The 14,254-nt window shown below is 32.6% G+C and carries 14 protein-coding genes; all 14 read right to left on the bottom strand.

Annotated features, from left to right (window positions below):
* Positions 1 to 137: 137 nt before the first annotated feature.
* On the bottom strand, positions 138 to 536 hold the full coding sequence (locus tag ABD077_RS14125; protein ID WP_343912934.1) for a DUF3592 domain-containing protein: 399 nt from the start codon (positions 534 to 536) through the stop codon (positions 138 to 140).
* A 124-nt stretch (positions 537 to 660) separates the two neighbouring features.
* Positions 661 to 1,110: a hypothetical protein gene (locus ABD077_RS14120; protein ID WP_343912933.1), complete on the bottom strand. Its 450-nt coding sequence runs from the start codon at positions 1,108 to 1,110 to the stop codon at positions 661 to 663.
* A gap of 85 nt (positions 1,111 to 1,195) precedes the next feature.
* The gene (locus ABD077_RS14115; RefSeq protein ID WP_343912932.1) at positions 1,196 to 1,630 is read right to left on the bottom strand and encodes a hypothetical protein; all 435 of its coding nucleotides are present in this window, start codon (positions 1,628 to 1,630) and stop codon (positions 1,196 to 1,198) included.
* Positions 1,631 to 1,715: 85 nt separating this feature from the next.
* A complete protein-coding gene (locus ABD077_RS14110; RefSeq protein ID WP_343912931.1) occupies positions 1,716 to 2,174 on the bottom strand; it encodes an Imm26 family immunity protein in 459 nt (152 codons plus the stop codon).
* A 74-nt stretch (positions 2,175 to 2,248) separates the two neighbouring features.
* Positions 2,249 to 2,668, bottom strand: coding sequence for an Imm12 family immunity protein (locus ABD077_RS14105; RefSeq protein ID WP_343912930.1), 420 nt, complete (start codon positions 2,666 to 2,668; stop codon positions 2,249 to 2,251).
* Positions 2,669 to 2,677: 9 nt separating this feature from the next.
* A complete protein-coding gene (locus tag ABD077_RS14100; RefSeq protein WP_343912929.1) occupies positions 2,678 to 3,328 on the bottom strand; it encodes a hypothetical protein in 651 nt (216 codons plus the stop codon).
* A gap of 32 nt (positions 3,329 to 3,360) precedes the next feature.
* A complete protein-coding gene (locus ABD077_RS14095) occupies positions 3,361 to 7,494 on the bottom strand; it encodes a DUF6531 domain-containing protein (RefSeq protein ID WP_343912927.1) in 4,134 nt (1,377 codons plus the stop codon).
* A 2-nt stretch (positions 7,495 to 7,496) separates the two neighbouring features.
* A complete protein-coding gene (locus ABD077_RS14090) occupies positions 7,497 to 8,858 on the bottom strand; it encodes a hypothetical protein (protein WP_343912926.1) in 1,362 nt (453 codons plus the stop codon).
* A gap of 6 nt (positions 8,859 to 8,864) precedes the next feature.
* Positions 8,865 to 10,652: a type VI secretion system Vgr family protein gene (locus ABD077_RS14085; protein ID WP_343912925.1), complete on the bottom strand. Its 1,788-nt coding sequence runs from the start codon at positions 10,650 to 10,652 to the stop codon at positions 8,865 to 8,867.
* 400 nt (positions 10,653 to 11,052) lie between these two features.
* The gene (locus tag ABD077_RS14080; RefSeq protein ID WP_343912924.1) at positions 11,053 to 11,562 is read right to left on the bottom strand and encodes a hypothetical protein; all 510 of its coding nucleotides are present in this window, start codon (positions 11,560 to 11,562) and stop codon (positions 11,053 to 11,055) included.
* Positions 11,563 to 11,662: 100 nt separating this feature from the next.
* Positions 11,663 to 12,235: a hypothetical protein gene (locus ABD077_RS14075; RefSeq protein ID WP_343912923.1), complete on the bottom strand. Its 573-nt coding sequence runs from the start codon at positions 12,233 to 12,235 to the stop codon at positions 11,663 to 11,665.
* A 30-nt stretch (positions 12,236 to 12,265) separates the two neighbouring features.
* A complete protein-coding gene (locus ABD077_RS14070) occupies positions 12,266 to 12,988 on the bottom strand; it encodes a hypothetical protein (RefSeq protein WP_343912922.1) in 723 nt (240 codons plus the stop codon).
* 316 nt (positions 12,989 to 13,304) lie between these two features.
* Positions 13,305 to 13,559 (bottom strand): hypothetical protein, encoded by a 255-nt coding sequence (locus tag ABD077_RS14065; protein WP_343912921.1) that lies wholly within the window; start codon positions 13,557 to 13,559, stop codon positions 13,305 to 13,307.
* A 1-nt stretch (position 13,560) separates the two neighbouring features.
* The gene (locus ABD077_RS14060; RefSeq protein WP_343912920.1) at positions 13,561 to 14,250 is read right to left on the bottom strand and encodes a hypothetical protein; all 690 of its coding nucleotides are present in this window, start codon (positions 14,248 to 14,250) and stop codon (positions 13,561 to 13,563) included.
* Positions 14,251 to 14,254: the final 4 nt, after the last annotated feature.

Raw genomic sequence — 14,254 nt, 5'->3', positions numbered from 1 at the left:
TTTTGTTTAGTATAAACTAATATTTCCCCATTTTTAATTAATAAAATATTAGTTTCAATGTTTTTGTATTCTCATATAGAGGTTGTTGAAATACTTTTTGTGTTACATGTTTAATAAAAACATATTAAAAAAAAAGCTTATTTAGGTCGTTTTATGAAACGATATACAAGTATGATGATCCCAAAACCTATAAGGATATATAACCCATATGATTGCCAGAACGAACCACTTTTGGTAGTTAATAAAAGTGGAGTTTCCTTATTGTAGAGTACAGTTATTCGATCCCCTTCACTATCTAAGGGACCAATAAACGGGATATGCATTAGTTTTACGGTACTGGTAAGGCTATCACCTTCTTTGGTCTGATACGATACTTTGGCAGTAGCGGAAGATCTTCTAGATCTTACTTTAAAATTAATTTCTTTAATGATTGCTTCTGTTTCTATGTACTCTGGTTCGGTAGCATCTTGAGCAATCAGCATAATTGGCAGGAATAGTATAAGGAAGAATAAATGGTAGATTTTAAGATGTTTCATGATTGGTGTATTAATGCTTCTAAGATACTATATCGAACTAAGATTAGAAAATGAAATATACCTTAAAAAGAAGGTTGGTGATGTTCTGATTAGCTTCTGTGTAAAAATGAAAATGGTTGAGATGTTATTGATGTAAAACTTCAATATTTTCTATTTCGAATGCATCGTTTAATTGAATATAAATCGTCGAATTAGGGAAATTATTCTTTGCAGAGAAGAGTAAGGTGAAATCTTCTAAATAAAAATTAATCTGATCTATTTTTAATTCGTTTTGTAATGAGTTGAAGTCTTTTTCTTTTGGAATATATTCTGATTGACTGTAAGAAGATGTTGTAATCTGATCGGCTATTTCTTTTTTTAGGATTTCTAAACGTTCTAAATTTAGACGGGATATTATATCCCAAGAAACGTTAGCAAGAGGTCGAAAATCTTCTATATTCGACGTTTCTTTCTCGATATCTAGAGTTACTTTTACCCTATTACTATTTTCTAATATTAATGCATATCCTTCTAATATAGCATTATTTATATTTGGAGATTCTATAAATTCAAATGCATCGTAGTCGGAAGACATATACTATAATGTTTTTAAATATTGGGTTATTTCTTAATACAAAAAAGATATCTTCTTCTAAATAATGATAAAGAGTCTAATTAATTCAATTAAGTCCAAAATACCATTCAAGAAATTCATTAAAGCTATTCCATTTTGTATCAATTATTCCATCATGAAAATTCTTTAACTTTTGTCCTGCTTCAATATATATAACTGAATCGTCGTTCTTATTGTATAAATATCCCTGATTTGCTTCGAAAGAATTTAAAGGGATATAATTTTCAGTAATATTGAGAGATTTTTGTATGTTTTTAGTCTGATCTAAATAACTTGAATTTAAAATAAACCATCCCACTTGATATAATTCTAAATTTCCATTACTAAAATTCGGAGAATCTTCTGCATGAAGATAAAATTTTGAAAAATCACTTTCTAAAGGAACATTCATATTCATGAAAGCATCAGCATATTCTTGTGATGGTTCATCATACCACCAGTTATTACTTCTTAAATGATCAATTACTTTTTCAGATAACATATATTTTTAATTACATTTTACTTTAGCTATTATTTGATTTTTATTGCTAATTGTAGTGAAAAACATAATTCATTTAAAAGTTTTATTAAGAAGCAGTTTTAGCCCTCCAAAATTTGATGTTTTTTTTGATTTGAATATCTCCTTTCGGGATGTAAGGAGGGTATCGGTTTTCGTCATCACTGCTTTTTTCCTCTTTGTTACCAAAAATATCAATTAAAGTGGGATTACTTTTATCTCCGTATTCAAATTTAGTTTTTTCATCAGATGAAGGACTAAAATCTTCTTGTTTTTCTAATACGCTCCAATTCCCTTCTTTACCAAGCCAAAATAGAGAATGTGAATCAATTATCTGAGGTTGCAATAGCCTTGAATCAAAGTTGATATTTTTATAGTCATCTGATTTATTCCCAATATGATCAAAGATTTCTATACAATGCCCAATACTTACTTTAGATAGTACTCGTGCAAAAGCATACTCACTATTTCCTAAATCGATACCTAAAACATCACCACTTTCTAATGTTATTTTTTTCTGTTTGGGCATACTTAGTTTAAGAATTGTTTTTTGTTCCTGAATTTAGATTATTTTGTTGTGTTATAAATAATAAAAACAAGACCTTAGTCAATAGAATTATTGTTAACGATAACAATATTTTCAATATCCTTTAGTAAGGACTCTTTGTTGATTTCTGTATCTTTTTCTGTTAAATATTCTAATAAAGAATTAAAAAAAACTGTAGTCAATTCAGAAAGAAGATGCCCTATATCAGTGCTCTGTTTCCATGATTCATTTGATATAATTATTTCTGCAGAAGCAGTTTTATTTTTCTTGTCTAATCTATAATTATAAACACCCGTAGGTTCTTTGTAATTTTCTATTTCACCACTAATTCTAAGAAATACTTTTATTTTTTCAATAGATTCTGAATATGATTTATCATAAAGCAGTTTTAAAGATTTTCTCAGTGTTACTATTGGTTTTCTAAATTTACTTCCTGCATCGGAACCACCGATTTGAGAGGTTAATGTTATTTCCATTTAATTTAACTAATAACCAATATCAGATAATTGAACTTTGCCCGAAATAATGTCTACGAATGTTTTATAATCTTTTGGTAAATCTTTTTTGTCAAAGAGGATTTCTTTTTGCGGATTAACATTTTTACCTAACTTATAACAAAGATATAACCGCTCATTAAGATTTGGATATACTTCAACACTTGTTAACTCGTGATTTTCAATCGTATCATTATCGCTTTTGTCAATAGATTGAATTAGTATTTTATCAAAAATACCACTAGGATGTTCATACTTTTCTTTTTTTAGAATATCTTTTTCAACTAGACTTGCTCCCATTTTGCCCAAAGTAATAAACTCTTTTTCATATTCAGTCCCTTCCCAGATAATAACTTTTCTCATACCAGTATCAGAATGAATCCATCTGTTAGGAATATCTATATTCTTAACAGGAGTTATTTTTACTTCTTGAATATTACTTTTTTTAATAAATTGTTTTGTAACGGCTTGAACAAATAGAATTGGAATTTCGGATAAATTAATATTTTTCCAATCTGAACCTTCATTAAATGTATTAAAGAAGACTAAATACGGCGATTTTGTCATCTGTGCTATACAGTGTATTCCATCTTTTAGTTCAATACTAATTACTTTACCTTCTTTCCAAGTGATTCTGCTCATTTATTATTTCAATTTTCTAAATTAAGACTATTTTAAGAACATCCTACATTTCCAGATAAGTGTCTGTCTGCATGATCTAGATAGCTTTGTCTATTTTTATTATTTGGCCCAACAGGGTTTTGTGCATTATCCACATTAGTTCTTCCTAAGTCAGCCACATCCTGTTCAAAATATCTTTGTTCAAGACCTCTTGCAGTATGTTTTCCTTCGACTCCTGAACCACTGTAAACTGGAGTAGGAGCAACACCTCCAAAATTATCAAAATTTCCACCGTATCTACGACTTACTATTTCTTCTGGAGTTAATCCTTCACTACTAGGGGCACTTGCATAACCAGTATATGCTTTACCGTTACGAGTACCTCTATAGGTGACATGATCTCGACCTGCTCCGGTTTGAACATTATTCAAACCAAATATATCTAACCATATATTTGTATCTGGAACATAAGCATACATATTTGGATTTAATCCCCATAATCCAATAGGATCCTGGCTCAAGTATAAACCTTCATCAGGCGAATAATATCTAAATCTATTATAATACAATCCAGTTTCTACATCTTCATACTGGCCTTGATATCTAAATGGACAATCATTCAATGAACCTTTTACAAGTTTACGTACTTTTCCATAAATATCATACTCTACTTGCCAGGTTTTTTCGCCTTTGCTATTGTACATTTCTACGGGAGTTCCCAGATAATCTGTAATGATAGAGTAGGAGTCTTCTGCTGTAATTTTAGCAGCAGGTTTAAACGTACTTTCATCAAATACCCAAGTAATCAGATTTTCAATAGGTTCAGGTTTACTTTCTGCCAGCATTCCAAACTCGTCTACTACTAGTTCGGGTCTGTCTTTGAGATCATAACTCCATTCGTGGAGAGGGACGTTGCCGTCCCACACCCATCGGGTGATTTGCTTATTTGCCTTCGACAGGCTCAGGCTGACATCGGCGATCTTGGCAGTTCTGCGACCTAGAGCATCGTATTCGAATTGCGTAGTGTTATTTTTAGGATCGGTTACAGATCGTAGCATCCCGTTTCCGTACCAATCATAGTCCCAGTTTCCTTTGTTGGTTACTTTAGTAATTAGATTTCCTTCAGCATCATACTTAAATGTATTTCCATCGGCTTCTAAAAGTTGTCCACCAGTTCCATATTTTCGATCACCTTTGCCTTCCGTTCTGTATAAATTACCCACCTCATCTGGTAATTTGTAATCAAACTGCTTGTTTTCATATCGAGCGCTAGCCAGATTATTAAATTCGTCATAACTATAGGCTACCGTTCCACGAGTTAATTCGTCGACCATTTTGGTCAATCGGTCATTTACATTCCAAGTGTAGGTACGATGGCGCATTTCTCTATTGCCAGCAGTTACTTTGTGTTGTATCGGTCTACCAGCATGATCATATTCTATATGATTGGTAATACCACCAGGAAGTATGCGTTCTACTTCCATACCCAAACTGTTGTGCGCAAATTGTGCGGTCCAAGAACCTCTCTGTCCACTTTGGGTGGACATCTCTCCTTCGGAAGGAGAGAAGCTTTTAAAAGAAACAGCAGCATTCATTTCTTCAATCAAGCCAAGTTTATTTCTAGTTAGGGCAATATTAGCACCTAGACTACTGGTAATGTTTGTACGATTGCTTAGTGCATCGTATTCACTCTCTACAATATGACCGTCTTGCTTTTCTGCAATGATTCTTCCTGCAGAGTCTCTAATGAGTTGTACATGGCTATGTTCGTTGATAGCTTCTGTTAAATTACCGTTTAGGTCATAACTATAGGTTTCCCAGGTACCATCACTATGTTCTGCTCTCGTAATTCGTCCGTTATAATCATATTCATACTCCGTATATTTATCATCTGGTCGATTTACTCTTAATACTTTTCCTGCGCGATCACGATCATATTTTCTGGTCAATCCATCAAAACCGATTTCTCTAATGATTTCTCCCTTTTCATTTCTAGAAAAACGATAGTATTCATTATGCTCGTTGGTAATAGTGTTTAACTGTTCTTCTGTGTCATACTTAAAAAATACTTTCCTGCCATTTTCTTCTCGCATTTTAAGGCTTCCCATTGGCGTATAGTCAAAATTCACTTCACGTTTCTTTTGATCAATGGTTTGTATTACTTCATCATAAGCATTGTATTTTAGTTTTACTAGATTGGTATCTGCTTGTCTTATTTGATAGATACGATCTAATTCATCGTAGAAGAATTGCTGCTGGTGATCTTCAGAATTTTTAGTGTGTAAACAGCGACCCCAAGCATCATATTCCCAATGAGATTCAGCACCATTAGGTAGTGTTAACTTGTGTAAGTTATGATCTTCATCATAAGTAAGTTTAGTTCTATTACCAGCATTGTCTCTTACTTCATTAATCAATCCTTGCTCATTATAATCAAAGGAAGTTACCCCTCCATCCAATCCAATTACGGCATGCAGGCGATCATTTTCAAAGGTTTTTACTACCGATCCACCAGCTGGATCTTTAGTAAGTACTAATCTGTCTTTTTCGTCATATACAAATCCAATTACAGAGCCATCTGGCTGATGTAATCCCGTTAGATTTCCACGTTCATCATAACTATATCCTGTAATGTTTCCTTCCTCATCAATATCCCGATACGGTTCCATATATGGAGTATATTCATGAAAAATATGATCTCCCATTGGATCTGTTACTTGCGTACAAAGATTCAGATTGTTGAAATAATATATGCTTTCTTGTTCTAAAGAATTGGTAACGATATTATATCCTTTATGATATTCAATGCTTCCTGAAAGAATACCACCATCTCCCCAAGTTCTGATACATTTAGCTCCCGTGGTTTTTCCATCATATTCCCAATAGAAGGCTTGACCATTACGGTCTGTTTTCTTAATCATTAGATGATTTTCATATTCCATCACCGTTTTTTGATCCAATGCATCAATGAGTTCGGTTAAATCTCCTTCTTTGTTATAATTGTATCGAACTAGTGTTCTCGTTTCTCCTTGGTGTGTTGCTGTTATTTCGGTAACTCTATTGTCTTCATCTAATTTTAAAACAATCCTTCTACCTGCAGTATCAATGATTTGCTCCAACTTATAAACTGCATTATATACAAATTGAATTTCGAAACCTTCAGGATTTCTTAAACTAGTAGGTTTATATAGCGTGTCAGTATATTTTGTAAACGTATAGGTTTGTTGGGTCTGATGATCTGTAACCTCATAGGTGCGACCATCGATGAAAGTGAGTGTTAATTTTTCAGTTCTGTTATAAGAAGATTCATTTTCTGCAAGTAGCATTGGGAAAGAAGTAATTCTTCCATCTGGTAAACGCATTACAATACTATCTTCGTCATAGTCTACGTGCAAGGCAAGGTCATAATTGCAATGCATTCCATATCCCATGATACCTTCATATGCGGAATCTGAGTACCAATTTCGTTCCCAACGAATAGGAATTGGTCCAGCAATACTAAAGTCTTCTCCTTCGTACACCATCCGACCTGTAACCAGATCTACAGGTTCGAATCCCATTTTACACATCTTTTTACTAAGACCTTGTGTGGCAGGAAACTTTTTTAATACTTTATGGTTTAATTTTTTCAAACCTTTTCCAGCCCCTTTCATCAATGCACCAAAACCATAAGACATCACTAGTGCCATTAGCATTCCCATTAAATCCGGAGCGTAGGGTCCACCAACATTTACAGGTTTTCCCATGGGCATAGGAACGCTCATTGATGACGGCAGGTATAAACTAGGAACAGGTTTCATTTTTTTTCCTGGAGTGGCAGATAAAGGCATTCCAATATCATTACAGGTCATGGTCATATATCCTGCAGGAGTGAAGTAGGAATCTTCTACACTTACTTTGGTACTTCCGAAAAAGTTCATGGAATCATGCCCAATCATAGGAGCCATGGCAAAAGGACCACCCATGGGTATATGGATTACAGTACCAATCATACCAGCAGTACCACTGTTTCCTTTTGGTACACAATTTACATTTACCGTAGACCCAATAATAGGAACATAATCCATAGGATCTATTACCATTCCAACATATGGATAGGGTAGTGGGGTAGGAATTCCTGGTGGAAGTACTGTGATATGTATATCGATTCCGATGACAGGAGTAAAATGTTTACTAGCTAATAACATACCTAAAACCAGTTTAAAATTGAAAGACTCTTTTTTTCCATTTCTTTACGATGTGCTTCTACATTTGTTCTCCATTGTTCTCCTTCGATTTCTTTCATAAAAACATCAATAGATTCACATTCGTTTAGATCTCTGTTCTTTTCGCATAGATTGTAATAATCTGCTGCGATATAGGCCATACAAGTTGATTTTATCAATTCTGGAGCTAAAGAAACTCCGTATTGATACGCTTCGGTAACAACAGTTGCATAGCGTTTTTTATCTCTTTTTTTAATCACATTATATCCTAGCCACCAAGCGGTTAATGCTTGCGGACCAAAGCCAAATTCTATAGAAGTTTCAGCTTGTTTACAAAATAAATCAGCTGCTAGATCCTTTTGTTTTTGTAATTGCTTACAGCTAGCTTGATATCCATAGGTTTGCACGATAATAGGTTTGCAATTATCTTCTCCACCAGACAGTCCTTGTTTTGCGATAGCCATTGCTTTTTGCAAAAGTTCATCAATAGCATGATATTCTTTAAAATTAAAAAGCATACCTGCATAAATCACATGCGCTGTTGCAAATGCAGACTTACTACCAGATTTCTGAGTGATCATTAGTCCTTTCTTTCCCCAGGTATGAAGTCGTGGTAAATTCTTTTTGGTAACGCTTTTAGACATTTCGATCATACATTGCCTAAATTGAACTTCGGGATCATTAGGATCTCCTGCGGCAGCGATTTTATTAATAGCTCCTTGTAAATCTAAAGGAACAGCTAAAGACTTAGTAATATCTGAGTGTGTTTTGACGAGATTGTCAAAATATCGTTCTTCTACATAATCAAAGAACATAATCCTAACCTTATCCGGTAAGCCTAGCTGTATCAGATGGTCAATCCATTTTCCATAATCTTTGGTTTCTTCTACAGAATATGGATACAAAGACAATGCTAGATGCAATTGAGGATTCGGCATGGCTTTTTGGAACGTACTTAACATTTCCAGCAATAGCAAATTATGATCTGTATCTTCATTTTCTAGTTTGGTCTCATATTCAGAAATATTCCAATCGAATTTTAAATCTCGTGCATTAAGTTCTTTCTGTAGTTCTTTATCCTTTTTAAAAGTTTCGATCCAATCTTTGATCAGATTTCTACTATGAGTTTCTTTATTTTCAAAAGCTGTTAGTAATACAATTGGAATATCTGGTAATCCACCATTGGGAGTAGATTCTAAACGCAGAAACCCTTCATATAATCTAGCTTGATCAGGTTTGATTAACCATCGTACAAGCTGTATATGATTATTTGGAGTTACCTCATCTATCCATTTTTGTTGAATGGTAGTAATCAATTGTGCTATAGGATTGTGTTCATTATTCATGATTAATTACCCACAATTAAGATTTAACAATCCTCCTTTTACATTGGTCATGGTAGTACCATCAATATCGGTCATCCCTTTACTCGTAAGTTTTAGTTCTGCTTTTCCTTCTACTAGTGTACTAGGGGCACCTACTTCTACTTTTGCAGCGCTATTGATAGTTACCTTAGAACTACCATCGTTTAGAATTTCTTTGGACTTAACGTTTACATTGTTTTTGCCATCAATATTTACAGTTTCTTCTGCATTGATATTAATCTCTTTAGAAGAAAAATTAATTTTTTCTGGAGCGCTAATGTTTATTTCTTTTTTAGAAGTATCCAGAATGATAGAATTGCCATTTTTATCGGTTATAGTAATCGTTTCCTTTCCATCTTCATCGGAAAAGGATAGGGTATGACCTCCACGCGTTTTGATTGCTTTGATATCATTTTTCTCGGTTTTCCAATCTCCTGCATTGCTACCTCCTGTAAACAAAGCTCCCATCACATATGGTCTCTCGGCGTTTCCGCCTTCAAATCCTACGATTACTTCTTCTCCTTTTTCTGGTGTAAACTGAAATCCTTTACCACCACCAGCATGAGGTGTTAGTACACGTAACCACGGCGTTTCTTCTCCGCTTGCTTTTTGCCAAGGGAACTGCACTTTTATTCTACTCATTCCTTCAGGATCCGAATTATCCATAACAGTGGCTACCTGAGATTCACTTTTTGGAAAAGCCATCATATTGGTATTTGGATAGACATCTAAATCGGCTGTAACGCCAATAAAATTATTTTGGTACTTACCATTTTCTGTAGAACTATGAGAAACACTAATGATTCTGAAACTGCCATAATCGGTTTGGTCTCCTTTAATTTTGATAACCTGTCCAATGTTAACACCTGGGTTATCACTTACACCTTGTACCTGAACTTGTCTGATTTCGGCAGCTTTCTTTTGCTGTTCTACGTGTGTGTCTAATCTCTTTTTTAATTGTGGATCGTAATATGAGTTTACATAAATACTAGTTTCTTTGGCAAAAATCGCTTCACTTTTTTGACTGGTAAACCCATTAAAACCATTTACTCCAGAATTCACCTGAGCGGTAGTCATTTCATGTTGCTCATCTGTGAGATAATCATTCGTGAAATACTTGAAGTTATTAGGAGTAGGGCGAAGATTAATAGAAAACTCCTGTAAATCATGGCCATAATTTAACTCTACAGTTTCTTTATCTTCCGGTTTTCCGAATACTAATTTACTTCCATCATAAAAGAACCATTCACTGTATTGGGCTGCCAGTCGGCTAGCATATTCAAAAGCACTTTCATTATGCTGCACACTATAATGAAGGCTTTCTGAATTGTTAGGGCTGATTGTAGTTTCCAACTTTGATTTGTCGTAGCCTTGAAATGTTTTATCTAATATTTCAGATAGTCCAACGTCGCTATGCGAATCATAATGTGGTCCATCATCAGTAATGATGCTACAAGAATGTGCCTTGATAGAAACCATATCACCATTTTGTTGATGAAACCCTTTGGTATTGCTTACAGAAGTTACAATACCTTTAAACTCTAGTTCTTTATATCCATTAGCAGTATCTAAAGAGGCTATTTTAATGGTTAGGATTTCTCCCAGGTAATTTTTGCTCTCCGAAGCAATTTCTCCTGAAACACCTTCTAATACATCCATTCTACAGATTAGTTCCAGAACGTGATGCGCATCAATCTCTTGATGAAGCATTAATCTTTTGTAAGCTTTAATAGGAGTTCCTCCTATGAAAATTTGAGTGTTTGATTGCAGCGCCATGATTTAGTTATTTATGTTGGTTGTATTCTATAATACTACTAACGAAATTTTCTTTATCGTGTTTATATATTAGTATACGATTGGTATACTGAGTTAACATTTTAGACGGTTCAATCGATTTGGGGAAGAAATTGATACATCGAACCGTATAATAGACTTCTTTATGTTATCAAAAATAGTACCTAACTATTCTCATATAAAAATACTTAATTTTTTAAGAGTGATGTAGTTACCTATGTTATTTTTATGTTTTCCTACATAAAAATGGGTGTTTTTCCCCATTAGATTACGTCTTTGTTATTAGATACAAATGGTAATGAAATTGTTACCCTTTTTTGAAAAGAAAATGATATTTGGGTATAATATATGGGATAAATAATGATAGAGTGGAGATTACATTCTATCCAGGTAATAGTTTTCGTCTTAAATCTACTTCTATCCATTGGATAAATAATTCCTCGAAGTATTGAATTTTATCTGGGCAACCTCTTTGAAAATCGTCGCAGGATATTCTTTTGGTGTTTTGATTATATATAATAGTAATTTGCAAAAGACTGTTATCTGTTGTTTCATTATTGTAGTGATCAGAACTGTTCAATACGTTATGTGTAATCATATAAGCTAACAAACTATCCTTTTGTTTTTTGGATATATGTTTTACAATTTTTTTGGAGTAAGTACTATCTTTTTCAAAACCTTCTTCGGATGGATGATAAGTAAGTATGGTATCCCTTAAACTAAAACTATCATACTCAAAAGCTCCTCTATCTACATATATTTCTAAACGAGCTGTTGGTTTATCTGTACCTGTTGGATTACTTTGTTGTGTGGTTTTTTTGCATCCAGAAATTATAGTTATTACTGATATTGAAGTTATTATAAGTGTTTTAAAAATTCGAGTCCTATTCATATCACTAAGATATTCTTTTTGCACACTACTTTTTAAAATACATTGTATTGTTTTTTCATCTTGGATAATCTAAGATCCTTTGATGTTAAAAAAGTAATGATTAGCATGGAAAGAAATAACGGAGTTCTTTTAATTTTTTGTTATGAAAGGTAAAGATATAGAGATCATCAGATAGGGTATGAGTCTTCATAAGAATAGTAATAATTCCATTTTTTTCATCATCTTTATTTTTCATAAAAGACACAGGAAAATCTTCTTTGAAATTTAACAATGTATAATTTTTTGAAAAAATAACTTTCTTATATTTAATGGTAAAGTTCGAAAGCTCTACATCTATTTTTCTAAATGCATATTCAGTTTTTGATACTTCAATTTCACAATGCAAATACTGCCATAATTCATCAGAATCTTCGATAATTGCTCCACAATCATCTATCTGTTTTTGAATAGTGTCGGGTGTTTTTATAAAAGACTTTAAGGTATCTAGTTTTCCTTTAAACGGATATTTACTGTTTACATATAAAGTTTCAGATAAATATTCAACTTCAGGTTGTTGAAACAAAATGGCATCTCCTTTTATTAAGGAATCAGTTGGTTGAGGAGTTATATTGCTTTCACAAACAGTTGAAAGTAATGCGATTAAAAATAATGTGATATGTATTGTTTTTATCAACTTTTATTTGTGAATTATTAGCCATCGAAATCACCAACCACCGATTGTTTCTCGTTCTTTTTGTTGTTCTTTAGTGGTTTCTGGAGTTTTGATATCGCTTGGATATAGAGGTTTTGGAAACCCAGACGCTTTGCGACGTTCATAATCTTGTTGTCGGAATTGATCGAAGACATCAACAGGTGGTAATGGCCTATTTTTATCCATATACCATACGTAGAATGACCAGATACTTAACAGTAAATTTTCTTGACTTGGATACTCTAGGTCTTTATAAATCTTTGTTCTGAAAAAGAAACCATAATTGGTTATTGATAGATAACAGAAATCAGGATCAGGATTTCCTTCTGTATCCATCAATCGTAATCTCTTTATTTTAATGTTTCTAAAACAAACTTTCTTTTTTATTCTTAATAGAGTTAAAGGAAAAGATATCGTGTTATTCTGTCTATCCAATTCTATATGATATTCTGAGGCGCTAAAACTTCGTATAATTACTAGTAAACCTATACATACAACAAAAGAAAAAAATATAGTCCATAAAATGTTTTCTTGAAAAGAAAAGAATAGAAGAAATATTGCAATAGAACAGATAATGATTCCGCTAACTAATGGATTATATTTCATGTCTTGACTAAAGTCAAGAATCATTTTAGTATGATCTAATTCAATAAAGTTTAAATCGAATGATTTAAATTTAGATGAATTAATTCCAGAATTAGCACTAATGTTGTGTTTAACTTTTTTGCCAAACATTATTTCTTAATGTTTATAAACTGCAAATTATGTAATTTTCAATTCTTACTTAAAACCTGTATTTGCTTGTGTATTACGTAATATTATTTCTCATTTATTAGAGAAATTCTTGTTGTCTTTTTTCCACTTCATAAATTAAATTGTTGTTATTACCCTTAAACTTTATATAAGTTTATTTAGTTAGAAGAATACATAAAAATAAGTAGATATTATAGCCATTTCTTTATTTTTTCTCTGAAACTTTTCCGATTTTCCATAATCTGTCGGCATAATGCAGACAGAAAGCATAACATGCAACTGAGATAAAAAGACCACTTTACAAAATAATTTCTGTGGTTATATCTATGCAAAGAAGTATACCTAAGAAAAGAAGATTTACAAAAGTAGCCATTAACGCACCTGCAGAAATAGTACCCAAAGTATTATAAAGTATCTTAATCGGTTTAAGAATATAACAAAGGATGCTTAAAATGATAGCTAAACCCATATTGCCAAAGATGAAAAAAGCTACAAGCAATCCTTTGTGTATATTATTAATATCAACCCATTTGACTATTTCATCTAATCCCATGTTAGTTAGAAAAGGATTTGTAAATAACAAAACACAGAATTCCAATGACTAGAAATACTATAAAAAAACCAACTTTCTTTTTCATAAAAGGGATATCTTCAAAAGTGAATTCATAAAAAGCTATATCCATAACACGTAACTCTTTATCTTTTTCGTCTTTTATAATTTCAACACTATTATTTTTATTGACGACCGTACCCGTAATGATATATTCTGTATCATCTTCTAGCAATAAATTTTCTACATCTAGTAACGTTCTTGACAGCTTTTTCTCTGATCGATTTACATTTATTTGTATCGAAATGTCTTTAGTATTTACTTTTATTTTTCCAGTATCATCTTGGATGTAGAAATCGGTACTTTTAGATTCGGTTCTATAGGTCCGCCATTTTTTACTCCCTTTTGCTCTTCTTACTCCTGCAGATCTGTATGCAAGCTGACTATAATTATAACCGATACATTTGGTTTCTGTGATAGGAGATTTTACATGATCTACTGCTTTTAATCTCCCTTTAATTTTAACTAATCCGCTAGAAAGTGTTTCTATTTTGGAAACTTCAAGAGTTTCGATTAGACCTGGTTTTTTCTTTTTAAGCAAAGGATATAAAAGCATGCCTGCTATTAATAGAAAAAATAGTATATCCCAAGAGCTAAAAGAAAACAAAAAAGTAAAAAAGAAAATATACTTCATGGAA

The organism is Aquimarina litoralis, from assembly GCF_039523995.1.
Taxonomy (GTDB): Bacteria; Bacteroidota; Bacteroidia; order Flavobacteriales; family Flavobacteriaceae; genus Aquimarina; species Aquimarina litoralis.
Note: the sequence above shows the minus strand (reverse complement) of the source record. Positions and strands in the feature narration are given on the sequence as shown.